The organism is Vibrio sp. IB15 (assembly GCF_016406055.1).
Classification (GTDB): Bacteria; Pseudomonadota; Gammaproteobacteria; order Enterobacterales; family Vibrionaceae; genus Vibrio; species Vibrio chagasii.
The window spans coordinates 67,875-93,981 of record NZ_JAEFCE010000015.1 but is presented as its reverse complement, the minus strand read 5'-3'; the positions used below and the strand labels follow the sequence as shown (position 1 = coordinate 93,981).

Here is a 26,107-nt window from a genome sequence, read left to right as displayed (position 1 = left end):
AATAGTTCAAAAAAAATCCCCAAGCGTGGCTTAGGGATTTGTGTATAAGAGACAGGCTCATTGAGCAGGCTTTTAAGCTTCTTGATTGAGAGCTTGTCTACTGAAAGCTAGCGAAGGCTTTCGAAGAACTCATCACTGGCTTCAAAATCACCGTTGATCGTAACTAGGGTGCCAGTAGCATCAAAGTTCACGACGAGGTTTTTCTGAATCGGGTCTTCATGACCTTTTTGGTGGTGGTAAATGTAGTACCACGTATCTGGGTAGCCATTTTCGATAAGCATAGGTGAGCCCATAACGTAACGAACTTGTGTTTTTGTCATGCCAAACTTGAGCTGGTCGACAGCTTCTTGTTCAACATAGTTACCCTGATTGATGTCAATTCGATAAACCAACTTCTCTAGTAGAGAGCAACCGGTCAACATTGTTAGTGCAAGTGGAACTGCAACTAACCACTTTTTAATTCGCATAGTTTGAGATCTTTCTTCGCTAAAATACTGTCTGATAATAAACAAGCTCCAGCAAGAAGTAAAAAGCTCCTTGCGCTTTGAGCTTGTTATGACTGGCAATTTTGAATTTAGTTGCAAAATTACCAATATTTTTCGTTAAATTATCAGAAAGTTGCTGAAGATTTAATCTAAGCTGCGACTAATAACTCTTTTGCGTTGGCAAGGGTCGACTCGGTAATTTGGCTGCCACCAAGCAGTCGAGCCAGCTCTGAAACGCGTTGTTGCTCATCAAGTGTGTGCATTTGAGTTTCGGTTTTACCTGATTTCGTGTTCTTTGCCACAAACAGCTGTTGGTGACCGCAACCGGCAACTTGAGGTAAGTGAGTCACACACATTACCTGAGTTGATTCGCCCAGCTTACGCAGCATCTTGCCGACTACAGCGGCGGTTGGGCCACTGATACCCACATCCACTTCATCGAAAATCAGACTTGGTGTATCGACTTTTTGTGCAGTGATCACCTGAATCGCTAATGAAATACGTGATAGCTCACCACCAGACGCCACTTTAGCGATTGGTTGCATCGGCTGGCCTGGGTTGGTAGACACAATAAAGGTCACGTTATCCATACCCAATGGTGAAGGGTGAGTGTTGGTGTTGTTTACTTCAATCGCAAACTGCGCTTTTTCCATGCTGAGCTCGTGCATGCTTTGCGTGATCAGCTTGTTTAGCTCTTTTGCGTAACGAGCGCGAGATTTATGCAGCTTCTCAGACTTTGCTACGAATGATTGGTATTGGTTTTCAACGTCATTCGCTAACTCTTCAAGCTTTTCATCAGAGCAATCCAATGCTTCAACTTGTTGTAGTAAGTCTTGGTGGTGTTTATACAGCTCTTCAGGCAATACGTGGTGTTTACGTGCCATCGACATCACTTTAGAGAAGCGTTCTTCAACGTAAGCCATGCGACCTGGGTCGACATCGATGCTATCAAGATAAGTTCTTAGCTCGCTGTTGGTCTCTTCAATCTGAATAATGGCCTCAGACAGCATATCTGGTAGTTCAGCAAGTCGCTCGTCTAATTCTGCTAGTTGAATTAGGGAGTGATTGGCCGATTGCAGAATACCAAGCGCATTAACTTCTTCACCTTCGTAAATAAGCTCGATAGCTTGCTGGCAGGTTGAGGCCAATTCTCCGCTATTGGCGAGACGCTTATGCTCTTGTTCGAGCTCTTCATATTCTTCCTCCCCAATAGATAACTCGTTTAACTCTTTGATTTTGTATTCAAGAAGCTGTTTCTGAGCTTGGTTTTGTTGGCTGTTTTCACGTAACTCTTTTAGGTGGTTGTCTGCTTGGCGCCAAGTTTGATAAGCATTACGTGTCGATTTCAATAAGTTTAAATGGCCTGCGTATTGGTCAAGCATTGCCATTTGGTAGTCGCTTTTCATCAGCTGGTGATGCGCGTGCTGGCCATGAATGTTGATCAGTAGTTGTCCTAGTGATTTCAATTGTGAAAGAGGAACCGGGCTACCGTTAATGAATGCGCGAGAGCGACCTTCTTTAGAGATGGTTCTGCGCAGGATGCATTCAGTGCCGTCTAGAAGTTCGTTATCTTCTAACCAGCGAGTTGCATGCAGATTGTTCTCAAGTAAAAAAGCAGCACTGACTTCGGTTTTTTCTTCACCTTGTCTTACCATTCCTGCATCGGATCTCCCTCCAAGACACAAACCCAAAGCATCGATTGCGATAGATTTACCCGCACCAGTTTCCCCGGTGATTGTTGTCATGCCTTTAGAAAGTTCTAGCTGTAAAGACTTAACAATAGCGAAATTATTAACACTTAAATGAGCCAGCATTTTTATTTACCTGTATAACTGAACAATACTGTATATAAGCTCAGTATATACTGTTTCTTTATACAGTAAAGTCGACAGGTGAAAATTTTTTGTGATAGCTCTCAGAATTGTACTTGTCTGTAGATCACTGAAACCACTATAGATTCCCAACTCAGTCGTTCCTCCTTCTTGGGAATGACGATCTCTAGGATAGGCGTGAAGGCAGAGTTGGTGGGCGTTATAAAGGTAATAAAAAAGGCTAACGAATATCGTCAGCCTTTGAAATTTTTGGTTGTTGCTAGTGCCGTTGAGTTAGAACAGCTTACTCGACCAGCCCAGTTTGTTACGTAGGACATGGTAGTAGTTGTAGTCTTTCGGGTGGATCAGCTTGAGCACATTTGGGCTTTGGTAAATGTGGATCTCGTCGCCTGGAGATACAGGTAGCGAGATTTGACCATCGCAACTGACTTCTTGAGTGCCGCGGTTATCAGGCGATACGATCAGTTTAATGTGACGTTTCCCATCGACAACAAGTGGTCGGCTTGAAAGCGTGTGTGGGAACATGGGTACCAAAGAGATGGCATTCAAGCTTGATGATAAGATTGGACCGCCGCCAGAAAGTGAGTAGGCGGTAGAACCGGTTGGTGTCGACACGATCAAACCATCAGAACGCTGCGAGAAAGCGAAGCTGTCGTCGATGTACACTTCAAACTCGATCATGTGCGCGACTTGACCGGGGTGAAGTACCGCTTCGTTGAGTGCCGCATTATGGCTTTTTATTTGGCCATGGCGGTGGATCTCTGTTTCAAGCAGGAAGCGTTCTTCTTCCATGAACTCGCCTTTGAGAACATCGGTCAGTGCACTTTGGAAGTTTTCTGGGTTGAGATCGGTCAGGAAGCCAAGGTTACCTCGGTTCACACCAATCACTGAAATATCGAAACGAGACAAGATTCGAGCGGCGCCGAGCATGTTTCCGTCACCACCGACAACAATGGCGAGATCGGCGCGTTTACCTAAGTCGACCAGGCTAGAAAAATGTTCTTTTGGGATATCGTCTAAAATACTGGCGAGTCTGTCATCCACAAACACTTGATAACCTTCAGCACTCAACCACTGATAGAGTTCTCTATGAGTCTGAATTGCTTGCTGATCTCGAGGTTTACCAATAATGGCGATCACTTCAAATGGCTTTTTCATAAGGTTTCCAAACGAATTAGGCTTGAATCAAAATTCTTCATCCCCATAATAAAGGCAAGTTGAACGTCTATGCGAGTGTTTTATATCAATTTGAGGCGCAAACCCGCCTGTCACTTGCATTGGAAACGAATTCTGGAGATATCATGAGCAACGAAGAAAACAAAGTAACCGAAGAAGAACTAGATCAGATCATTGCTGAAGCAGAAAAAGTTGAAGAAGCTGAACTGAACGCAGACGCTGCTGATGAGCAGGAAGCAAAGATTGCTCAACTAGAAGCGGCATTGCTAGCTAGCGAAACTAAAGTGAAAGAGCAGCAAGACTCTGTTCTTCGCGCTAAAGCTGAAGTTGAAAACATGCGTCGACGTAGCGAGCAAGAAATTGATAAAGCGCGTAAATTCGCTTTGAACAAGTTTGCTGAAGGCCTACTGCCTGTTATCGACAACCTTGAGCGTGCAATGCAAGCTGCAGACGCTGAAAACGAAGTGGTTAAGCCACTATACGAAGGTGTTGAGCTTACGCACAAAACATTCGTAGACACAGTTGCTAAGTTTGGTCTTAAAGAGATCAACCCTGAAGGTGAAGCGTTCAACCCTGAATTCCACCAAGCGATGTCTATCCAAGAAAGCCCAGATCACGAATCAAACACGGTTATGTTCGTGATGCAAAAAGGCTACGAGCTAAACGGTCGTGTAGTTCGCCCTGCAATGGTAATGGTCGCTAAGTAATTGAGTGGTGCTCGTTAAGTGAAAGGTTCGACTTTTTACTGATCAAGCTAGCTGCAGTTACAACATAATTCACTAGTTGATGTGAAATAAGAAGAGAGGTTTATGCCTCTCTTTTTTTGTGCCTGTCACTTGAGAATCCGCGTAAATAGCCCTTCAAAGTGCATTAAGGATGTCGTTCTTTTTATTTCATACAGAACAGCGGTTTAGAGTTTTGTGTTATGAAACTGGTTGTTAATAAGAAAATGTTTTGATGTCACAATTGTGATATTTTTGTAAACAAGTGCTTTTAATTGTTATCTTTGTATGTAAAATCCACTGCCATATAGCGATATTACTCGCATATACAACTATAAAAGTACAAATTTTAAACACAACAAACTGGAGAAGAACGATGGATAAATCGCTCTCAAGTAAGATTTTTGTAGGCCTATTTGTCGGCCTGATTATTGGTACTGCTATTCAGTACCTATTCAGCGGAATCGCTATTTTTGACACTTACCTACTTGGTGCTGCGGAAGGCGCTGGTGGTATGTTCGTATCACTTATCAAGTTGTTGGTAGTGCCTCTTGTATATGTATCTATTGTTTGCGGTATCGTTGAACTAAAGGATATCCGTTCATTTGGTCGTCTTGGTGGTAAAACCTTTGGTCTTTACATTATTAACACCATCATCGCGATCTCAGCTGCTCTAACGATTGGTCTTATTTTCCAACCTGGCGCTGGTGCAAACCTAGCGGGTACGGTTTCTGAGACGATTGCACTTACAACAACAGAAACACCAGACATCTTCTCTCTTGTTGTGAACATCGTTCCTAGCAACCCAGTACAAGCATTCGCAAGCGGCGACATGCTACAAATCATCTTCATGGCGATTCTGACTGGCCTTGCTATTCAAGCGCTTGATTCTCGTGGTGGCCCAGCTATCAAGACGTTCAAGATGGCTAACGAAATCATGATGAAGCTTATCGGCCTAGTAATGAGCCTAGCGCCATACGGTGTATTCGCTCTGATGATTCAACTAGGTGCAACGCTGGATGCAAATACGCTAATGTCAGTAGCTGGCTACGTAGCGCTTGTTGTTGCAATGCTTGTGTTCTGGATCTTCTTCTTCTACCCAATGATGGTGGGTTCATTCACTGGTATTTCTCCAAAGCAGTTCCTACGTGCAACTCGTGAGCAGGTTCTATTCTCACTATCTACTGCAAGTTCGAACGCGACTATCCCAGTAACAATGCGCACTCTTACTGACAAGCTAAACGTATCTAAGTCAGTAGCTGGCTTCGGTGTACCACTAGGTGCAACAATGAACATGTCTGGTGTATCTATCTACATCGCACTAGCAACTATGTTCGTAGCAAACGCATTTGGTCAGCCAATCAACACTGCTGATATCTTCACTCTAGGTCTAACTATCCTGCTACTGTCTATCGGTGCTGGTGGTGTTCCAGGTGGCGGTGTAGTAATGGTAGGTGTTCTATTGCACCAACTAGGTCTACCACCAGAAGGTCTAGCTATCGTTGCTGCTGTTGACCGTATCTGTGACATGTTCTGTACTTCTTCAAACGTAGTGGGTGACACAGCGGTAAACACTATCGTTGCTAAATCTGAAAATGAAATCGGCGTTGAAGCAGACGAAGAAGTTGAACTGAAGAAAGCAGAAGCTTAATTAAAAGTTCTTCCTTCTATAGACAATGTCTATGTAGAAAGTCTTGATTGAAAACGGAGCCCAAGTGGCTCCGTTTTTTTATTGGGTGATAAATGTAAATCTTGCTTGGAGTACCGTGGGCACAAGCATGGTGCGTTGAATTTTTTCTTCGCCTTGATGGTTAGCCATAAGGCTTTTACAAACAGTACCAGATATTATCCACACAAGGTAAAACGGGGCTTTTGAATCGAATAACGGGTTTAATGGTGTGTTAATGATATGCATTCTTACCTAATCATTCTTTTTATTAAAATAAATGTAAAAAAATCCGTTTTTACCCTTGAAAAGGTATCGTGAGCCCTTATCTATGGTGCATACGAAAGCAAATTGTATTTGCACTTTAATTTTGTGTATTAGGGTTGAATCTCTAATTACCACCCCCACATCAGTGGGTATAGCAAAAACTTAATAGAATATATTTCGGAGATAGCCTGATGGGTAAAATCATTGGTATTGATTTAGGTACTACTAACTCTTGTGTTGCTGTTCTTGACGGCGACAAACCACGCGTAATCGAAAATGCTGAAGGCGAACGTACAACAGCATCAGTAATCGCATACACAGAAGGCGAGACGCTAGTTGGTCAACCTGCAAAACGTCAAGCTGTTACTAACCCTCAAAACACACTGTTCGCTATCAAGCGTCTAATTGGTCGTCGTTTTGAAGATGAAGAAGTTCAACGCGATATCGAAATCATGCCTTTCAACATTGTTAAGGCTGACAACGGTGATGCATGGGTAGAAGCGCAAGGCCAAAAAATGGCTGCTCCTCAAGTATCTGCTGAAGTTCTTAAGAAAATGAAGAAAACAGCTGAAGACTTCCTAGGCGAAGAAGTAACTGGCGCAGTTGTAACTGTTCCTGCTTACTTCAACGATGCTCAACGTCAAGCAACTAAAGACGCTGGCCGTATCGCTGGTCTAGATGTTAAACGTATCATCAACGAACCAACTGCTGCTGCTCTAGCTTACGGTCTAGACAAGCAAGGTGGTGATCGCACTATCGCTGTATACGACCTTGGTGGTGGTACATTCGATATCTCTATCATCGAAATCGATGAAGTAGAAGGCGAGAAGACTTTCGAAGTTCTTTCAACTAACGGTGACACTCACCTTGGTGGTGAAGATTTCGATAACCGCATGATCAACTACCTAGTAGATGAGTTCAAGAAAGAGCAAGGTATCGACCTTAAAGCTGATCCACTAGCAATGCAGCGTGTTAAAGAAGCAGCAGAAAAAGCGAAAATCGAGCTTTCTTCTACTACTCAAACTGACGTAAACCTACCTTACGTTACTGCTGATGCGACTGGTCCTAAGCACATGAACATCAAAGTGACTCGTGCGAAGCTTGAGTCTCTAGTTGAAGACCTAGTACAACGTTCTCTTGAGCCTCTAAAAGTTGCTCTAGCGGATGCTGATCTATCTGTAGGCGAAATCACTGACGTTATCCTAGTTGGTGGTCAAACTCGTATGCCTATGGTTCAAGCTAAAGTTGCTGAGTTCTTCGGTAAAGAAGCTCGTAAAGACGTAAACCCTGACGAAGCAGTAGCAATGGGTGCTGCAGTTCAAGGTGGTGTACTAGCTGGTGACGTTAAAGACGTACTACTTCTAGACGTTACTCCTCTATCTTTCGGTATCGAAACGATGGGCGGCGTAATGACTAAGCTAATCGAGAAAAACACAACTATCCCTACAAAAGCGGATCAAGTGTTCTCTACAGCTGAAGACAACCAAAGCGCGGTAACTATCCACGTACTACAAGGCGAGCGTAAGCAAGCGACTTACAACAAGTCTCTTGGTCAGTTCAACCTAGAAGGTATCCAACCTGCACCACGTGGCATGCCACAAATCGAAGTAACTTTCGACCTAGATGCTGACGGTATCCTAAACGTATCTGCGAAAGATAAAGCGACTGGTAAAGAGCAGAAGATCACTATCCAAGCATCAGGCGGCCTGTCTGAGGAAGAGATCGAAGCAATGGTACAAGAAGCAGAAGCTAACAAAGAAGCGGACAAGAAGTTCGAAGAGCTAGTAACTGCACGTAACCAAGCTGACCAAATGATTCACGGTACTAAGAAGCAAGTAGAAGAAGCTGGTGAAGCTCTACCTGCAGACGAGAAAGAGAAGATCGAAGCAGCTATCGCGGCACTAGAAGAAGTTAAGTCTGGTGACGACAAAGAAGCTATCGACGCTAAAGTTCAAGAACTTATGCAAGCAGCTCAGAAGCTAATGGAAATTGCTCAACAACAAGCTCAAGCACAGCAAGCTGGCGCTGAAGCGGGTGAGCAACCTAAGCAAGACGACGATGTGGTAGACGCAGAGTTTGAAGAAGTTAAAGACGACAAAAAATAATTTTTCGTCGCTATAACACGTGATTTCTGCATCGAAGGTACTCACTTACACTTGTAAGCTCCGTGCCTTCTCCTTGAACTAACGTGTTTTAGCTTAGAAAAGTCGTTTTTCGATTTCTAAATATACGGGCGTCAGAGGTAACTCTCACGCCCGTAAATTTGTATTTAGACTTGTCGATCTAGATAATAGCTTTATTCGGTGATTCAGCCGGCAGAACTTTTATCTAGATTGATACACAGACTACTGAAGTTACTTTTCGGTAGTAGCAATTATTTTGGTGACCTAGAACATGTCAAAACGTGATTTTTACGAAGTATTAGGCGTAAGCCGCGATGCATCAGAGCGCGATATTAAAAAAGCGTACAAGCGCTTAGCAATGAAATTCCACCCGGACCGTAACCAGGGTGATGAGAGCGCAGCGGACAAATTTAAAGAAGTAAAAGTAGCGTACGAGATCTTAACCGATCCTCAAAAGAAAGCAGCTTACGACCAATACGGCCACGCTGCTTTTGAACAAGGCGGTATGGGTGGCGGCGGCGGTTTCGGCGGCGGTCAAGGTGATTTCGGCGATATCTTCGGTGACGTATTTGGCGACATCTTCGGCGGCGGTCGTCGTGGTGGCGGTCAACAACGTGCACAACGTGGTTCAGACCTACGTTACAACATGGAACTGACGCTTGAAGAAGCGGTTCGTGGTGTATCTAAAGAGATTGAAGTACCAACACTGGTTGAATGTGACACTTGTGATGGTAGCGGCGCGAAGAAAGGTTCTTCTGCGCAAACTTGTGGCACTTGTCATGGCCACGGCCAAGTACAAATGCGTCAAGGTTTCTTCGCGGTTCAGCAGACTTGTCCTACTTGTAACGGTAAAGGCAAGATCATCAAAGACCCATGTAACTCTTGTCACGGTCAAGGCCGTAAGCAGAAGACGAAAACACTTAACGTTAAGATCCCTGCTGGTGTTGATACTGGCGACCGTATTCGTCTATCTGGCGAAGGTGAAGCGGGAGAGCAAGGCGCTCCAGCTGGCGACCTATACGTACAAGTTCACGTAAAAGAGCACAACATCTTCGAACGTGACGGCAATAACCTTTACTGTGAAGTACCAGTAAGCTTCTCTATGGCTGCTCTAGGTGGTGAAGTTGAAGTACCAACACTGGATGGTCGTGTAAATCTTAAAGTGCCAGAAGAAACACAAACGGGCCGTATGTTCCGTATGCGTGGCAAAGGTGTGAAAGGTGTTCGTGGCGGCGGTGTGGGTGACCTAATCGTTAAGCTAGTGGTTGAGACTCCAGTGAAGCTAAGCTCTCGTCAGAAAGAACTTCTACGTGAGTTTGAAGAGACATGTGGCGGCGAAGCGGCAAGCAAGCACAAGCCTAAGTCTGAAGGTTTCTTCAGCGGCGTTAAAAACTTCTTCGATGACCTAACTAAGTAATTAGGTTATTGAAATATTAAGTTATCGATACTTTAACTTAATGACGAAAATAGAAAGCCTGCTCTTGTAGCAGGTTTTTTTGTGTCTGTAGAAAAGAGAAAAGTGGTCACACATGGTGCTGATTGGCTTACCTCATTATGTCCAACACGCTTCTGGCTCTGAGACACCAGAGTGGTGTAGCTCCAAAATATCAGTCGTTGAATCTAAGCAGTCATCATTAGTTTGTGGGGCGTGCGGCTCAGCTTGAATAGTATAGGTGGTGCTGCTTGCTGAGATAGCGAGCGTGTATCGGCTTGTATCTGTATCACAAAAACTGCATGTCCCGGCGGAAATAATCCCTTGGGCTGCGGATGCATAATCGCCCGTATATAGGGTTTCCATCTCTAATTGTATCTTGGTCAGGTCGGCCAACGCGGTGACACGATGCGCCTTCATGACATGGTTGGTGTAACTCGGGTAGGCGATTGCCCCAAGTATTCCCACGATGACTACAGCCAGCAATAACTCGATCAATGTCATCCCTCTCATACTTATGTTGTTGCTGTTGCATATATTTTTTCGAATCATCGCGAGTAGTTTCCTTTCATAACTCAGTACATTCTTCTCCGGTGGTAGCATCGCTGCAAGATTAAATACGGTTACGCACTGAATTACATAGGAATTTGGGAAATGACTCGCGGGTTTACTTTATTAGAGCTGTTAATAACGGTATCGGTATTGTCGATACTGATAGCGACGGCTGCCCCGAGTTTTAGTTCGGTGACTCAATCCGTCAAGATGCAGCGGTTGGCAGGTGAGTTCAATGGTTTCTTAATTCAGGCTAAGTCTGAATCGGTGAAAAGGAATCAGGATCTCTGGGTGCATTTCTCTACCGCAAAAAATGAAGTGCAATCGACTGGTGATTGGACGGTATGGTTGAAGCCGACGGAAGATCTCACAGGAGAAACTTTGCTGCAGTTGTCGGGTGAACCATTTCGCGATGTCTCGTTTTCTCACAACTACACAGGGGAAAGAATCAGCTTTGAGAGTGTCAGGGGGAGACCAGCAAGAGGCACGATCTACCTTTCTCCTAATGCATCTTCAACCGACCGTTTATTGATTAAATTATCTAGCCCTCCTGGGCGCATAAAAGTGTGTGGTGAGTCGAGTGCGCAGTATGGCTATGATGCGTGTTAAGCCTGTTGTGTTAGGACTCAGCAGGCAACAAGGCACTTCATTGGTTGAGTTAATGGTGGCCTCTGTGATTGGTATCTTCGCTATCTCGATTATCGGAAGTGTCTTTATTACAGGGCAGAGAATAGCCAAGGACAAAGGCATTGAGTTACTGCTGCTACAAAACCTAACCAGCACCATACAAGTGATGAAAGAAGACATTCAACGAGCGGGTTACGACGGCTCAAACGGTTACTCAATCAAGTTATCTGGTGCAGGCAATACGATTCAAGTGAGTGGTGGTGCTGCGGTGGGTTTTGTTTATTTCAGAGAGGGTTCGAGCGGCAATAAAAACCACCGCAATATTGTTTACCAAAAAAACGGCACCAAGCTGCAAATATGTGAGAAGGGCACTACAGTATCTGAGGCGATCCCCACGTTTGAACAGGTGACTGGCTGCTATTCATTGTTTGATGACACCATTATGGATGTCGATGAGTTCAATATTACGTCTCGGGTATTAGAGCAGAACTCGATAAAGAGCACGCTCACAGATATCAGTATAACCGCATCAATTCCAACTGCAGCGGTGACCAAGTCGGTGTCTGTTTCTATTAAGCAGAGGAATTGGCAATGAGGAATTATGCAAAGCAGCATGGCGTAGTGACTTTGTTGATTACATCAGTGCTTTTGCTTGGAGCCTTAGTCGTGACGCTAGGCTCCTATCGAAGCATCTTCCATCAGATGAAAGTGGCTCAAAATGAAGTTCAAGGCAGGCAAGCACATTGGCGATCGGAAGGTGGACTGGAGTGTACTTACGCTTATCTACTTGAACTAGATAAAAATGTTGCTGATATTCAAGATACCAGTACTCGCCCAGCAGACTTTGCAGACTGGTGCTCTCCTTATCAAAATCAGCCTCAAATAGATGTGTCGATTACTGCTAGTCCTAGTACATATTTGGTGACGTCTTCTTCGAACACCAACTCCCTTTATAAGACGATAAGAGAACAGTCCCAGTTAGGCACGGGAGCAATCCAGTCGACAGGACCAATCGAAATAATTGGGACACTAAGTCTCAAGCCAACAGCGAAAGAAGAGCCCATCAGTGGTAATGAATATGAGTGTGTCAGTGTCTCATTCGCTGATCTGTTTACTTATCAATATGATGCTACTCACGGTGATTCAGGGCAGGTGTTGGGGGTAGAAGTGCATAATCCTACTGCTGATGGGCCCTTTTCTGGTTTCGATGGCGTTTGTCATAGCGACTATAAAACGGAGATCCCGAAAGGCACTTCCGGTAGTTCCTATTCGATCTATGCCCCTGATTATTATCAAGCAACCAACCCACCGCCGTTCAAGAAAGACTTCAATCCAGATCCTAATATGAATCCGTTTTACACCTTCTTTGGCATGGCTAGAACGGAACAAAACATTCTCGACCTGTCGCAAGATACGGACTTGTTTAAGCATATTCAGCTATTGAACGCGACCGAGTGTGGTCCAGAGATCATGGACCATTTTACGATAGGCCAAACCAAAGGGCTGTGGATTGAAGGTAACTGTCACATCAATGCGGCGGTAGCAGCTGCAAATAACCCCTCTCAACTTCTCGTGATTCAAGATGGTGTGCTCGCATTGAATGGCGCTATGACCTATAACGGGGTGATTTATCACTTGGTTGATTACCAAAACAGCCATGTGAAAACGCGAGTCGATAACTTCTGGAACTCGCTTGCGGCTAACAACGTGTTTGCGCCTTTTATCAAAGACATCGATGAGGCTAGCGTGATCAAAAAGAGTGTCGGTATTCAGTTTGCCTCTGGTTTACCTTCTGGTGGCCTTATCTTTGATTCTCCCTCGGGAGTGACGACCATTGTGGGGGATATGGACATGGATTTCCGTGCGGATTCGAACCCAAGTGACCCGCCTTCTACGTACCAATGGCAGCGAGGCTCGTGGAGTGATTTCTAAGAATTCTGGCTTCAGTTTGCTAGAGGTACTTATCTCTTTTCTGCTGATTGGCGTCGCGTCGCTAGGGTTGGTTAAATTACAGGTGTATGCGGAACAAAAGTCGGATCATGCGCTCCAGAGTGTGGAAGCTTTGCATTTTGCAGAAAGGCAGATGGAGTATTATCGAACTCGCGCGCTCAATGTTAGTGGGGCGGTAGGGCTTATTCCTTTTGAGGAACTAAATCAGTCGAGCTACTGTCTCAACATTGCGAGTTCAGATCCCTTATCCGGTTTATCGGGCTCTGCGTATTCGATGACATGTGAAGTCACCAATGCGAACGGAGCCTTATCTGGCGCGCTCAAAAACATTACTGTCACAATTGCATGGCAAGATCGTATGAACCGCGCGCAAAGTATATATCTCGAAACTATGCTCTCCAAATACAGTGAGTTTGACTGATCCCTAAGCAAACGTTTACTGCATGCCAAGGCTTACGCCACTCCTTTTACTGACAATTTTCACTCCTCGGACATTGTTTAATTACTGGTTAAATTCATGTATATGGAATGGTGTTTTTTGTGTTTTTATATTGTTATAGTTGTATGGTATTTTTGCAAAATATGTCTCCATTTATGGAATTTAGGGTGGAATATTGTGCTTTTTATGGGGGCTTTTAATAGAATATGTGTTGTACCAATAGGCCGTGGTAAAAACTTATATTAGGCCTAAACAAACAACATCACATATGGAGTTACAATGAGTAACCAAGCCGTAAAAAAAGCACCATCGACTGACAAGATCAGTGGAATGGATCGCTTTCTAAACTTCATTGAACGCGCCGGCAACAAAATTCCAGATCCAGCAATCCTGTTCTTCTGGGCTCTAGTTATCGTATGGGTAGCATCTGCACTTTTGTCGAATCTTTCATTCGATCTAATCAACCCTCAAACGGGTGCTGCTCTAGAAGTAAACAACCTACTGACTGGTGAAGCACTTGCTAGCTTCCTAGCGAATATGGTTACTACGTTCACAGGCTTCGCACCACTAGGCATCGTACTTGTTGCTATGCTAGGTGTTGGCGTTGCAGACTCTTCAGGCTTCATTACTACTGGCCTTAAGAAGATGCTGAACTTCACGCCAGCGAAGCTACTTACGCCAATGCTAATCTTGGTTGCTATCGTGTCTCACACAGCAGCTGATGCAGGTTACGTTCTAGTAATCCCTCTTGGCGGTATCATCTTCCACGCTGCGGGTCGTCACCCTCTAGCGGGTATTGCAGCAGCATTTGCTGGTGTATCTGGTGGTTTCTCTGCGAACTTCATCCCTTCAGGTATCGACCCGCTACTAGCTGGTTTCACGCAAACAGCGGCAAACGTTCTTGACCCTGAATACGTGATTAACCCTCTAGCGAACATCTTCTTTACTGGCCTATCTTCAGTTCTTATTGTTGCTATCGGTTGGTACGTAACTGAGAAGATCATCGAACCTCGCCTAGCGAACACGCCAGTTGATGAAGATGCTGAAGAAGCACCTGATCTAGGTACGTTCACTGCAATCGAATCAAAAGCATTCAAATACGCAGGTTGGGCAATGGTTGCTGGTATTGGTCTGCTTGTTGCGGCTCTAATCCCTGAGAACTCTGCACTGCGTTCTCCTGAAGGTGAGCTAACAGCATTCTCTGCACCAGTTATGAAGTCTATCGTTCCTCTGATCTTCATCCTGTTCATCATCCCAGGTATCGTTTACGGCCGTGTAGCGGGTACTTTCAAGAACAGCAATGACGTAATCAAGGCGATGTCTGAGACAATGGCTACGATGGGCGCGTACATTGTAATGTCGTTCTTCTGTGCACAGTTCCTATCGGCATTCGGTCAATCAAACATCGGTACTATGCTGGCACTTTACGGTGCTGAAGGCCTGAAAGCGATGGACCTTCCTGGTGAAGCGACAATCGTTGGTATGATTCTACTAACGGCTTCAGTTAACCTTCTTGTTGGTTCTGCATCGGCTAAGTGGGCACTTATCGGTCCAATCCTAGTTCCAATGCTAATGGTTGTAGGTATCTCTCCTGAGCTATCTCAAGCGGCTTACCGTGTTGGTGACTCAGTGTCTAACATCATCTCTCCACTAATGGTGTTCTTCCCACTGGTTGTTGTTTACTGCCAACGCTACGTTAAGTCTACAGGTATCGGTACTCTAGCTTCTCTAATGATGCCATTCTCGATTGCAATGCTAATCGGTTGGTCTATCTTCCTGCTAGCTTACTGGGCTCTTGGTATCCCACTAGGTATCCAAGCACCTTACACTTACACTATGTAAGATTGAACTAAGCAAAATTAAGCTTTATTCATTACTAAGCCCGCACCGAAATGTGCGGGCTTTTTTGTGCTATTTTTTCGCTCTATTTTTATATTCAAAAATTTTTATATCAAAAAGAAAGGTACTCAGCTTATACTCCGGATTACGGCTAATTGTTGGCCGGTAAAATTAGGAAATCCAAAACATCATGAAAATTCTGCTTCTGGTAGGGTTAATTGTTTTAAATGGTCTGTTTGCCATGTCTGAGATTGCATTGGTAGCAGCAAAAAATAGTCGGCTGAAACGCTTGGCCGAAAAACACCGTTCTGCTCAGATCGCACTTGAGCTCAAAGAGAATCCAACTCGCTTCCTCTCAACCATTCAAATCGGTATTACCGTCATAGGCCTGCTCAGCGGCATCGTGGGTGAGGCGACGTTATCAGCGCCACTAGCCGTTCAACTAGAACTGTGGGGCATGGATGCAACGCAAGCGAATGTTCTGTCTACCGCGGTCGTCGTTGTCGGTATTACTTACTTTGCGATTGTTGTTGGTGAACTCGTACCAAAACGCTTTGCTCAATCTCAAGCGGAAACCATCGCTGTGTTGGTCGCTATGCCAATCTATTGGTTGTCTAAAATCGCGACGCCGTTTGTTTTTGCTTTGTCTGCTTCAACGGAAGGTATTCTTAAGTTGATGGGCCGAGGTGGCGAAGAAGACAGTGTGACGGAAGACGATATTCATGCGCTTGTAAAAGAGGGCTCAGACTCTGGTGTGATTGAACGTGGTGAGCAAGAGATGATTCGCAATATCTTGCAGCTTGATGACCGCTTGGTGAGCTCATTGATGACGCCGCGTCGAGACATCGATTTTCTGGATGTCGACCAACCTGTTGAGAACATCTTGAAGCAGCTCCGCTCATCAAAGCACAGCGTATTCCCTCTATGCCAAGACCATCTAAATAAGGTGGTGGGCACGGTGTCTGCCAAGGCTTTATTGAATCAGGCGGGTAATCTAAGTATTCAAGTGATCATGGGGCTGTCTAAATCTCCAATCTATGTACCGGAATCGATGAAGGCACTGCGCTTACTTGGCTACTTTAAAGAGTCGGGCACTGAGATGGCGTTCATTGTCGATGAGTATGGCGATGTTCAAGGCCTTGTGACTCATTACGATATTCTAGAAGCGATTGCGGGTGAGTTATCAAACAACCCGAACGATCTTTGGACTGAGTCTTTGCCAGATGGTTTGCTGGTGGATGGATTAATCCCGATCAGCGAACTGAAAAACCGCTTGGAGCTTTCAGAGTTAGAGGGTGAAAGCGAGGGCTTCCAAACTCTAAACGGACTCATCACATGGCTGCTAGGTCGCTTGCCTGATACGGGAGAGATCGTTGAGTGTCAGCAGTGGCAGTTTGAGATTATCTCGGTTGAGAACAATCGTATTGTGAGCGTGAAAGCGACGCAAATCGTCAATGATTTGCTTGAGGCTGAAAGCTAGACCGACAGTTAATCATCCAGTCCATGGTTATTGATGGGCATCTCTTTGTTGTCCATCATCACTAAGATTAGGTATGCTTCACCGCATACCTTTTTTATTTCTATTGTTTGCTTTTTGGAGTCCCCTTTGTCAGACCATCAATTCACCCCTCAAGATGAAATCTTCATGCGACGTGCCATCGAGGTGGCCAAAAAAGCGGAGAGTGAGGGAGAGGTACCTGTTGGTGCCGTGCTGGTAAAAGATGGTGAGATTATTTCTGAAGGGTGGAACCGTTCGATTGGCAGCCATGATGCAACAGCGCATGCTGAAGTGGAGACCTTGCGCAAAGCGGGGCAGGTTTTGGAAAATTATCGACTGCTTGATACCACCTTGTATGTCACGCTTGAGCCATGCCCTATGTGTGCGGGTGCCTTGTTACATAGCCGAGTGAAGCGTATTGTTTTTGGTGCGCCAGATCTAAAAGCAGGTGCGGCAGGGACGGTGTTGAACTTGTTTGAAAGCCAAGCTTCTTACCATTATGCCGATGTTGAGCACGGGTTATTAGAGGATGAGTGTCGCGAGCAACTACAGGCGTTTTTCAAGCGTCGTCGAAAAGAGATAAAAGAGAAGCGAAATCAAGAGCGTTTGCTAGAAGAGCAGCAGTTAGAAGCAGACAAGGCGCTTAAAAAGAAATAGCAGCAAGTTTAAGGCACTCTCATCGTTAGAGTGCCAAACCAGCTTACTTGGTTATAGAGTTTACTCGGCAATCATCTGCATGAAAGCACGGTTGCGCCAAATGATCTTCTTCTTATTATTTGAAAGCATACGCTTACGACGGTTTGCAGCAACGGTCTTATCAAGGCGTTTCGATTTCAGTTTCTTCATCATTTCAATGATTTCCTATTGGTCGTCTGACTGTGTCGTTTGGACTAACGATTTAATTATAGTGTGATTCGTCTGTTTGTTCTGTCGCGCAGAGGCTGACATAGAAGAGCAATTCCAGTCTCAAGCCTTTAACTTCGGCCAATGGCCAATAACCAAGCGCAACAGAACGATAATCTTGATTGTGGTGTGTCGTTATAAGGTGCGATTGTTACTGTAATATGACACCGCCTTTATCACGGTCTTTTATCCGCACCTCTCCCTTGTGTAAGCGATAGAAAGCGCAATAAAAAAGAGCAATGCTGGAAGACATTGCTCTTTTGGTTTTATTTCGAAGGCTCAGAACCACTTACTGTTGATTCTGCAGCACTGATGCTGGACTCAGCTCCAGAAGTCTCTAAAGGTGGAATAACGATCAACCCTTCAAGACTCTCTTCTTGTTTTTTATTACGTTTATTAACATGGCCGATGATGCTTTGGTAATAACGGCGAATGTTCTCTACGTAGTTTCTTGCTTCATCACCACGAGCATAACCATAGCGAGTTTGGCTGTAGTATTTCTTCTGTCTTAGTAGAGGCAGTCTGTCTTTTACATCACCCCAAGCATCAGGATCTCCGCCTTGCGCTTTGGTTAAGCGGCGTGCGTCCATCATGTGTCCGTAACCGACGTTGTATGAAGCAAGCGCAAACCAGATCTTTTCGTGTTGCGTGATTGAATCTGGTACTCGGTTCACGATACGACGCAGGTACTCAACACCACCTTGTACCGACTGTTTAGGGTCGAGACGGTTGGTCACACCAACGCTTTTTGCTGTCGGCAGTGTCAGCATCATCATGCCACGAACACCGGTTGGTGAGCGTGCGACTGGGTTCCAGTGTGACTCTTGATACGCCAGTGCAGCAATCAGGCGCCAGTCAAACTCTTGTGAATACTTCTGAAATAGTGGCGACCATTTTGGTAGCTTGCTGTCGAGCGCGCGGATAAAGGCACGAGTATCAACGTAATCAAAAGTGCCGATATGACCGATGTACTTTTCTTCTAGCGAAGCAAGTTCACCGGATTGTTTTAGATTACCGAAGAACTCAATCAGCAATGCGTACAGGCTTTCATCTTCAGACTTCTCTAAGTACCAAGAGATAGGTTGGTCTTCAGTAAGCTCAAACGCCAATGCTACGTCTGGGTACAAACGTTGTGCTAGTGATAGTTCGATAGAATCGGCAACCGTAAATAGGCGCTCGCCCGTCGATACTTCTTTTAGCAGGTCATTGATGTCGGCATTACCTATTGCATCGTAGATGAAGTCATCGTGCGTGTTCTGTAATTGCTTAAGTGTTGGTTCGAAGTGTGAGTCTTTGACCACAACCAAAGAGGGAGTCAGAGTCTCGTTAGGTGACGCGTCTTCTGATTCAGCTTGCGCTTTGATGAATTCAGCCTGGCGTTCGTTTTCAAACTTGATCAGTTGATCTAGGTTTCTTGGACGCCATTGGCCTTTTTTGTACACCACTTGTTGGCTTACGTAGTAATAAGCAGGCGCTGCACGATAAGCTCGCGTCAGTTTGTTGTTTTGCGTTAACCCTGTAGCGATTAGGTCGATCTCGCCTTTCTTTAGGGCGGGGAATAGGCCGGATAGACGGTAAGCCGGTTTAACCTCAAGCTTCACCCCCAGCTCTTGTGCAAACTCACGAGCTAATTCGTAATCGAGACCAGCTGGGCCATCAGGACCAATGTAATAAGAGAGTTGGTTATTTAGAGTTCCGACACGAAGCACACCGCGCTCTCGTATCTGCTCAAGAACACTTTTAGGTTCAGATTCAATCTGGCATGCAGTTAGCCCAAACAGAGCGATAACTAGCAGAAAGAACTTAGACGAAAAGATGAGAGAAAATTTAGGCATCAAAATGAAATCTCGAAAAGTGGAAGCCCCTTTATACCAAACCCCGCAAGGCTGGCAAAGCAGGTTTGATTAAACAGAGGTAAAAGTGGTGATAAATACAGCAAAACTGGCATTTGCGCAGAAACATGAAAAAAAATCACGCAAACGGTTGCTTTTGGTGTTACGTCACAAAAAAAAATGCTTTATAATGCGCTCGCATTGAAGAGGTGGGATCGGCATAGGTTTTTAAACCTTCGGGAATAGCTTCGAAGAAAACAGTTAGGTTTTTCCTTTAACCCACTGAATTTATTCCAATATCACCTTAATCAACTGCATAAGAGACCTAAGCACATGAGAATTTTGCGTGGCTCCCCAGCTCTATCTGAGTTTCGTGTTAACAAGCTTTTAGAGCTTTGTCGTGAATTAAGCTTACCTGTAACAGGTATTTACGCTGAGTTTGCCCACTTTGCTGATTTAACAGCAGACCTAGACGCGTCTGAAGTTGAGAAGCTAGAAAAGCTACTGACTTACGGTCCAACGATTGAAGAGCATGAACCTGAAGGTTTATTGCTGCTTGCTACACCTCGTCCAGGTACTATTTCTCCTTGGTCTTCAAAATCTACAGATATCGCACATAACTGTGGCCTAGCGAAAGTATCTCGCCTAGAGCGCGGTACGGCTTTCTACATTGAAACGTCTTCTGAACTTTCTGAGCTTCAACTTGTTGAGCTGAAAGCGATTCTTCACGATCGTATGATGGAAGTGGTTTTCACTGACTTCGAATCAGCAGCAGCATTGTTCACCGTTGCAGAACCAGCACCTTATGCGGAAGTTGATCTTCTTACCGGCGGTCGTAAAGCGCTTGAAGAAGCAAACGTTACCCTAGGTCTTGCACTTGCAGAAGATGAGATTGATTACCTACTTGAAAGCTTTGTCACTAAGCTTGAACGTAACCCGACTGATATCGAGCTAATGATGTTTGCACAAGCGAACTCAGAGCACTGTCGTCACAAGATCTTCAACGCTGATTGGACTATCGACGGCGTTAAGCAAGAAAAATCATTGTTCAAGATGATTAAGAATACGTTTGAAGTGACCCCTGATAACGTTCTGTCTGCTTATAAAGATAACGCAGCTGTTATGACGGGCTCTGAAGTAGGTCGCTTCTTCCCAGATCCAGAAACTCGTCAGTACAACTACCACCAAGAGAAAACACACATCTTGATGAAAGTTGAAACGCACAACCACCCAACGGCTATCTCTCCATGGCCGGGCGCATCGACAGGTTCAGGCGGTGAAATCCGTGATGAAGGCGCGACAGGTATAGGTGGTAAGCCAAAAGCAGGTCTAGTGGCGTTCTCTGTATCTAACCTTAAGATCCCGAACTTTGTTCAACCTTGGGAAACAGATTTTGGTAAGCCAAGCCGTATCGTTACTGCATTGGATATCATGCTTGAAGGTCCTCTTGGTGGCGCGGCATTCAACAACGAATTTGGTCGTCCAAACCTACTAGGTTACTTCCGTACTTACGAAGAGAAAGTAAATTCTCACGCAGGTGAAGAAGTACGTGGTTACCACAAGCCAATCATGCTAGCTGGTGGTCTTGGTAACATCCGTGACGAGCACGTACAGAAGAAAGAGATCCCAGTAGGTGCAAGCCTAATCGTTCTAGGTGGTCCTGCGATGAACATCGGCCTTGGTGGCGGTGCAGCATCTTCAATGGATTCTGGTTCTTCTTCTGAAGATCTTGATTTCGCTTCGGTACAACGTGAAAACCCAGAGATGGAACGTCGTTGTCAGGAAGTGATCGACCGTTGTTGGCAGCTAGGTGATGCGAACCCAATCGCATTCATCCACGATGTGGGCGCTGGCGGTATCTCAAATGCACTTCCTGAGCTAGTAGACGATGGCGAGCGTGGCGGTATCTTCAACCTACGTGACGTGCCAAACGATGAGCCGGGCATGAGCCCACTTGAGATTTGGTGTAACGAATCTCAAGAGCGTTACGTAATGGCGGTTGCAGACAAAGACATGGCAACGTTCGACGCTATTTGTAAGCGTGAACGCGCACCTTACGCAGTGGTTGGTAAAGCAACGGAAGAGCGTGAACTTAAACTTGAAGATTCACACTTCGACAACACGCCAATCGACATGCCAATGGACATCCTATTAGGTAAAACACCTAAGATGCACCGTGACGCGAAAACGCTAAAAGCGAACAACCCTGCGATTGACCGTTCTGGTATCGAAATGAACGAAGCGGTTGACCGTGTTCTTCGCCTACCAACTGTCGCAGAGAAAACATTCCTAATCACTATCGGTGACCGCTCGGTAACTGGCCTTGTTGCTCGTGACCAAATGGTTGGCCCATGGCAGGTTCCTGTTGCTAACTGTGCTGTAACAGCAGCTAGTTACGATTCTTACCACGGTGAAGCGATGTCTCTTGGTGAGCGCACGCCTGTGGCACTACTAGACTTTGGTGCATCGGCTCGCCTAGCAGTTGGTGAAGCAATCACTAACATTGCAGCGACTAACATTGGCGATATCAAACACATTAAACTGTCGGCAAACTGGATGTCTCCAGCGGGTCACCCAGGTGAAGATGCAGGTCTTTACGAAGCGGTTAAAGCCGTTGGTGAAGAGCTATGTCCAGCACTGGGTCTAACTATCCCAGTAGGTAAAGACTCAATGTCGATGAAGACGAAGTGGGAAGAGAACGGCGAGCAGAAAGAAGTAACGTCTCCGCTATCTCTTGTTATCACTGCATTTGCTCGTGTTGAAGATGTTCGTAAAACAATTACGCCACAACTACGCACTGACAAAGGTGCTTCAAGTCTAGTACTTATCGACTTAGGTAACGGCAAAAACCGTCTAGGTGCAACGGCACTAGCACAAGTTTACAAGCAGCTTGGTGATAAGCCAGCAGACGTAGACAACGCAGTACAACTGAAAGGTTTCTACGAAGGTGTTCAAGCACTAGTTGCTAACGACCAAGTAGTGGCTTACCACGATAAAGGCGATGGCGGTCTATTCGTTACTCTTGCTGAAATGGCATTCGCAGGTCACTGTGGTATTAATGCAAACATTGAAGCGCTAGGTGAAGACACACTAGCAGCGCTATTCAACGAAGAGTTAGGTGCAGTAATCCAAGTTCGTAACGATGACCTAGACGCAGTTCTTTCTACGCTTGCAGCAAACGGTCTAGAAGCGTGTTCACACGTTATTGGTTCAGTTGAAGCTTCTGATGAGCTAGTGATTAAGTCTGGCGAGTCTGTAGTGATTGAACGTAACCGTACTGAACTACGTACTATCTGGGCAGAAACAACGCACAAGATGCAAGGTCTACGTGATAACCCAGCATGTGCTGACCAAGAGCACGAAGCGAAGAAAGACAACTCAGATCCGGGTCTAAACGTGAAACTGAGCTTCGATGTTAACGAAGATATCGCTGCACCTTTCATCAATACTGGCGCTAAGCCTAAGATGGCGATTCTACGTGAGCAGGGTGTTAACTCTCACGTTGAAATGGCAGCAGCATTTGACCGTGCAGGTTTCGAAGCGACTGATATTCACATGAGCGACATCCTTACTGGTCAAGCAGTACTGGATGAGTACAACGGTCTTGTGGCATGTGGTGGCTTCTCTTACGGTGACGTACTAGGCGCTGGTGAAGGTTGGGCTAAGTCAGTTCTGTTTAACGACTCGACTCGTGAGCAATTTGAAAACTTCTTCAAGCGTGAAGATACCTTTTCTTTAGGTGTATGTAACGGTTGTCAGATGCTGTCTAACCTGCGTGAGCTTATTCCTGGTGCAGAGTACTGGCCACGTTTCGTTCGCAACGAATCTGAGCGTTTTGAAGCACGTTTCAGCCTAGTTGAAGTTCAGAAATCTGATTCTGTATTCTTCAACGGCATGGAAGGTTCTCGTATGCCAATCGCAGTTTCTCACGGTGAAGGCCGCGTAGAAGTGCGTGACAACGACCACCTAAACGCGATTGAAAATTCAGGTACGGTTGCTCTACGTTACGTTGATAACCACGGTAACCCGACGCAGCAATACCCGAATAACCCGAACGGTTCGCCAAACGCTATCACAGGTTTAACCACGACGGATGGCCGCGTGACTATCATGATGCCTCACCCAGAGCGTGTATTCCGTACAGTCGCTAACTCTTGGTCTCCAGAAGGTTGGGGCGAGAATGGTGCTTGGATGCGTATGTTCCAAAACGCACGTAAGAACGTGGGTTAATCATGCCGCGTTGATCTAGATTAGATTAAGCAAAAATCAAAAGCGCAGAGCGAAAGGTCTGCGCTTTTTTGTTTCATTTGGTCAGTATGTTTGAAGGTTGCTCAACAATTAATTGTTATTATGAACGAGGAAGTTGTTTTTATCATTAGATCTATTTACTCTCAGAGTAGATGACATCACTTCGGTTCAAATAATTGAATTGCTTCGTTTGGTAAGGCAATTTTTGATAAAGACTCAGTCAGTTCCTCCTCCAATTTATCAAGTAGAGCGTACCTTTTTGAGTAAAGGTTACGCTTACTTCTTTTTAAATGAGTCAGGTCTTTGCGCTCTAATTTAACTGGAATCTGATAAAAGAACTTACTCACTTTTTGTCCGCTCATCTCTTCCCACAAAGAGTCATAATCACTGCTAATAGCACTTCTTTTTGAACCCAAGTATCGCAAAGCTTGATATACATGGCCTTTATTTGATACTGCGATCACTTTGTTCACTTCAAAATACCTAGCAAACATTAAGCTCAAATTGAGCATTAGAGCTTTAGGGCGAAGGCCGTGAAGTGTTCGAGTTATTTCTTTAATCTTAATCTGACTATCAATGACATGACGGTTGGTCCCTTGTAAGCAACCTATGTGTAACACTCTGTCATTTTCATCTTCAGAGAGGTTGCACGTAATTGAATATATGGTCTGGCCAGAATGCAATTCTACAAGCTTAATGCCGATAGACCCCTCTCTTGACTCACCTGGATAAAGCTCAATCGTGTAAGGTTGACCATTTCGATCTTTGAAGGTTGTTATCTCGAATGGTTTTTCATAAAGGTTGATAACTTTGCTATCAAACTTATCAGTTAAAATTTGAAAATGCGATCGTATCAGCTCTAGCCTCTGGGTGGATGAGAAACTAGGAGAGATGAATGGTTTCAATGGCTTTTCAAAGAGCTTGTAGTCGTTTTCAAAGACTGCTGTTAGTTTTTTATCCTTCTGCAAATCGTACATTCCTTGAGTAACTTGGCGATTGAGCAATCCCCACATAACAAATCGAATGTTTTTACGAATGTAGTCTACTCCATAACAATGCGGGTGAACTTTCTTTGATAGATTGTGGAGTTTTTTTAAACTGTGCATGAGAATTTTTTTCGAAATGAGTGGATCAATTGAGATGATTATATAAAACAATAAAACACTGTTCAAAATCTCATGACCATTTAATTAGGTGTTAGCAGGGAGTTTGACCCTCTGAGCTGTTTCTGCCATGTGTCACAGGGTAAGATGAATTTGTTAGAAAGTGTGTATGTTAGTGGATTAAGGGGCGACATACTTTTGGATACTAGCAAAAGAATGAAGAAAGCCGCTGGATTTCACCCCAGCGGCTTCGTATTTTCTAGCATCTAATGCTTGATTAATTGTTGCTGTGTAGCTCGCTGTTCAGTTCAACAGCAGACTTGTTCGCTAGACACTCAATTTGACCAGTGATTGAGTTGCGACGGAATAGCAGGTCAGAAACGCCAGCTAGGTCGCGCGCTTTAATGATTTCTACTTCGTTGCCTTCTTTATCTAGCATGCGAACTTTTGTACCCGCAGTCACGTAAAGACCAGACTCAACAGTACAACGGTCACCCATTGGGAAGCCAAGACCAGCGTTTGCGCCTAGTAGGCAGTTTTCGCCGATAGAGATAACCATAGTACCGCCACCAGACAGAGTACCCATGATAGAAGCGCCGCCACCGATGTCTGAACCGTTACCTACAACAACACCTGCAGAGATACGACCTTCAACCATGCTTACGCCTGTTGTACCCGCGTTGAAGTTGATGAAACCTTCGTGCATTACCGTTGTGCCTTCACCCACATGTGCGCCAAGACGAACACGAGAAGTATCAGCAATACGAATACCTGTTGGTACCACGTAATCCACCATTTTAGGGAATTTGTCTACGCAATCTACAGACAGAGAGCGACCAGCTAGGCGAGCTTTGATTTGACGATCCGCTAGTTCAGGAAGGTCGATTGGGCCTTCGTTTGTCCATGCGATGTTGTGCAGTAGTCCGAAGATGCCGTCTAGTACAGTACCGTGCGGCTGAACTAGGCGGTTAGAGATAAGTTGTAGCTTAAGGAAGCCTTCAGCAACAGATGCTGGCTTCTCGTCTGTCGCAAGAACAACAAGAACAAGTGGCTGTTCAGATGCTGCTGCTTTTCCTGCGAAAGATGCGTTTGCTGCATCGTCGTTTGCTGCGAATGCTTTCGCTAGTTCTGCGCTTTGTGCAGCAGAGATTTCGATAGCTTGGTTGCCTTCAGTGTAACCTGCTACTTCACCTACAGCCGCTACTAGAGCGTCGCTTGGGTTTAGAAGTGGGCTAGGGAAGAACGCTTCAATGATTTTATTGTCGCGGTTTTTGGTTGCCGTACCGAAGGCTAGTGAAAAGAAAGCCATGTTGAATCTCCATGTGTTGAGTCTTGAATTTGCTATTTCATAACAGTGGCTCGAATAACGAGCGTCGTCGTTAGCAAAGTTAATTTAATTGCGTTCATCATAAA

Annotated in this window: 20 protein-coding genes; 12 read left to right on the top strand and 8 right to left on the bottom strand. The window is 45.0% G+C overall.

Annotated elements, in window-relative coordinates; genetic code table 11:
• Positions 1–107: 107 nt before the first annotated feature.
• The 3 genes from bamE to nadK form a co-directional block, all read right to left on the bottom strand.
• Entirely contained in the window at positions 108–467 is a 360-nt protein-coding gene (gene bamE / locus JC606_RS07950) for an outer membrane protein assembly factor BamE (RefSeq protein ID WP_004735159.1), read from the bottom strand.
• Between the two features lie 167 nt (positions 468–634).
• A complete protein-coding gene (gene recN / locus JC606_RS07945) occupies positions 635–2,299 on the bottom strand; it encodes a DNA repair protein RecN (protein WP_198778372.1) in 1,665 nt (554 codons plus the stop codon).
• 291 nt (positions 2,300–2,590) lie between these two features.
• On the bottom strand, positions 2,591–3,475 hold the full coding sequence (nadK, locus tag JC606_RS07940) for an NAD(+) kinase (protein WP_004737572.1): 885 nt from the start codon (positions 3,473–3,475) through the stop codon (positions 2,591–2,593).
• A 143-nt stretch (positions 3,476–3,618) separates the two neighbouring features.
• On the opposite strand from nadK, the gene grpE reads away from it, so the two are divergent.
• From grpE to dnaJ, 4 genes are all read left to right on the top strand, one after another.
• Entirely contained in the window at positions 3,619–4,200 is a 582-nt protein-coding gene (gene grpE, locus JC606_RS07935; protein WP_004737573.1) for a nucleotide exchange factor GrpE, read from the top strand.
• Positions 4,201–4,591: 391 nt separating this feature from the next.
• Entirely contained in the window at positions 4,592–5,866 is a 1,275-nt protein-coding gene (locus JC606_RS07930) for a dicarboxylate/amino acid:cation symporter (RefSeq protein WP_004737574.1), read from the top strand.
• A gap of 473 nt (positions 5,867–6,339) precedes the next feature.
• Positions 6,340–8,253 (top strand): molecular chaperone DnaK, encoded by a 1,914-nt coding sequence (gene dnaK / locus JC606_RS07925; RefSeq protein WP_102423756.1) that lies wholly within the window; start codon positions 6,340–6,342, stop codon positions 8,251–8,253.
• A 289-nt stretch (positions 8,254–8,542) separates the two neighbouring features.
• Positions 8,543–9,688: a molecular chaperone DnaJ gene (gene dnaJ, locus JC606_RS07920; RefSeq protein ID WP_008224495.1), complete on the top strand. Its 1,146-nt coding sequence runs from the start codon at positions 8,543–8,545 to the stop codon at positions 9,686–9,688.
• A 135-nt stretch (positions 9,689–9,823) separates the two neighbouring features.
• Here dnaJ and JC606_RS07915 read toward each other — a convergent pair whose 3' ends face one another.
• Entirely contained in the window at positions 9,824–10,255 is a 432-nt protein-coding gene (locus tag JC606_RS07915; protein ID WP_137407376.1) for a type IV pilin protein, read from the bottom strand.
• 102 nt (positions 10,256–10,357) lie between these two features.
• Between JC606_RS07915 and JC606_RS07910 the strand changes: the two genes are divergently transcribed.
• The 7 genes from JC606_RS07910 (at position 10,358) to tadA (ending at position 17,265) form a co-directional block, all read left to right on the top strand.
• Entirely contained in the window at positions 10,358–10,864 is a 507-nt protein-coding gene (locus JC606_RS07910) for a GspH/FimT family pseudopilin (protein ID WP_102425513.1), read from the top strand.
• A complete protein-coding gene (locus JC606_RS07905) occupies positions 10,845–11,477 on the top strand; it encodes a PilW family protein (protein ID WP_137407375.1) in 633 nt (210 codons plus the stop codon). Before JC606_RS07910 ends, JC606_RS07905 begins: the two co-directional genes overlap by 20 nt.
• Complete coding sequence (locus JC606_RS07900) at positions 11,474–12,814, top strand: hypothetical protein (protein WP_198778371.1); 1,341 nt, start codon at positions 11,474–11,476, stop codon at positions 12,812–12,814. Before JC606_RS07905 ends, JC606_RS07900 begins: the two co-directional genes overlap by 4 nt.
• On the top strand, positions 12,804–13,253 hold the full coding sequence (locus tag JC606_RS07895) for a prepilin-type N-terminal cleavage/methylation domain-containing protein (RefSeq protein WP_061033253.1): 450 nt from the start codon (positions 12,804–12,806) through the stop codon (positions 13,251–13,253). Before JC606_RS07900 ends, JC606_RS07895 begins: the two co-directional genes overlap by 11 nt.
• A gap of 297 nt (positions 13,254–13,550) precedes the next feature.
• Positions 13,551–15,113 carry an AbgT family transporter gene (locus JC606_RS07890; protein WP_061033252.1) on the top strand — a complete coding sequence of 521 codons (1,563 nt, stop codon included), beginning with the start codon at positions 13,551–13,553 and terminating at the stop codon, positions 15,111–15,113.
• A gap of 187 nt (positions 15,114–15,300) precedes the next feature.
• The gene (locus JC606_RS07885) at positions 15,301–16,590 is read left to right on the top strand and encodes a hemolysin family protein (RefSeq protein ID WP_198778370.1); all 1,290 of its coding nucleotides are present in this window, start codon (positions 15,301–15,303) and stop codon (positions 16,588–16,590) included.
• Between the two features lie 126 nt (positions 16,591–16,716).
• Positions 16,717–17,265 (top strand): tRNA adenosine(34) deaminase TadA, encoded by a 549-nt coding sequence (gene tadA / locus JC606_RS07880; protein ID WP_137407372.1) that lies wholly within the window; start codon positions 16,717–16,719, stop codon positions 17,263–17,265.
• Between the two features lie 60 nt (positions 17,266–17,325).
• Here tadA and JC606_RS23530 read toward each other — a convergent pair whose 3' ends face one another.
• A complete protein-coding gene (locus tag JC606_RS23530; RefSeq protein WP_017059878.1) occupies positions 17,326–17,457 on the bottom strand; it encodes a hypothetical protein in 132 nt (43 codons plus the stop codon).
• Positions 17,458–17,777: 320 nt separating this feature from the next.
• On the bottom strand, positions 17,778–19,346 hold the full coding sequence (gene mltF / locus JC606_RS07875; RefSeq protein ID WP_137407371.1) for a membrane-bound lytic murein transglycosylase MltF: 1,569 nt from the start codon (positions 19,344–19,346) through the stop codon (positions 17,778–17,780).
• Between the two features lie 330 nt (positions 19,347–19,676).
• Here mltF and purL point away from each other — a divergent pair, with 330 nt between their 5' ends.
• The gene (purL, locus tag JC606_RS07870; protein ID WP_137407370.1) at positions 19,677–23,573 is read left to right on the top strand and encodes a phosphoribosylformylglycinamidine synthase; all 3,897 of its coding nucleotides are present in this window, start codon (positions 19,677–19,679) and stop codon (positions 23,571–23,573) included.
• Positions 23,574–23,749: 176 nt separating this feature from the next.
• On the opposite strand, the gene JC606_RS07865 is transcribed toward purL, so the two are convergent.
• Both JC606_RS07865 and dapD read right to left on the bottom strand, forming a co-directional pair.
• Positions 23,750–24,697, bottom strand: a complete 948-nt coding sequence (locus JC606_RS07865) for a VirK/YbjX family protein (protein ID WP_032554025.1) — start codon at positions 24,695–24,697, stop codon at positions 23,750–23,752.
• A gap of 274 nt (positions 24,698–24,971) precedes the next feature.
• The gene (gene dapD, locus JC606_RS07860; RefSeq protein ID WP_198778369.1) at positions 24,972–26,003 is read right to left on the bottom strand and encodes a 2,3,4,5-tetrahydropyridine-2,6-dicarboxylate N-succinyltransferase; all 1,032 of its coding nucleotides are present in this window, start codon (positions 26,001–26,003) and stop codon (positions 24,972–24,974) included.
• Between the last annotated feature and the right edge of the window lie 104 nt (positions 26,004–26,107).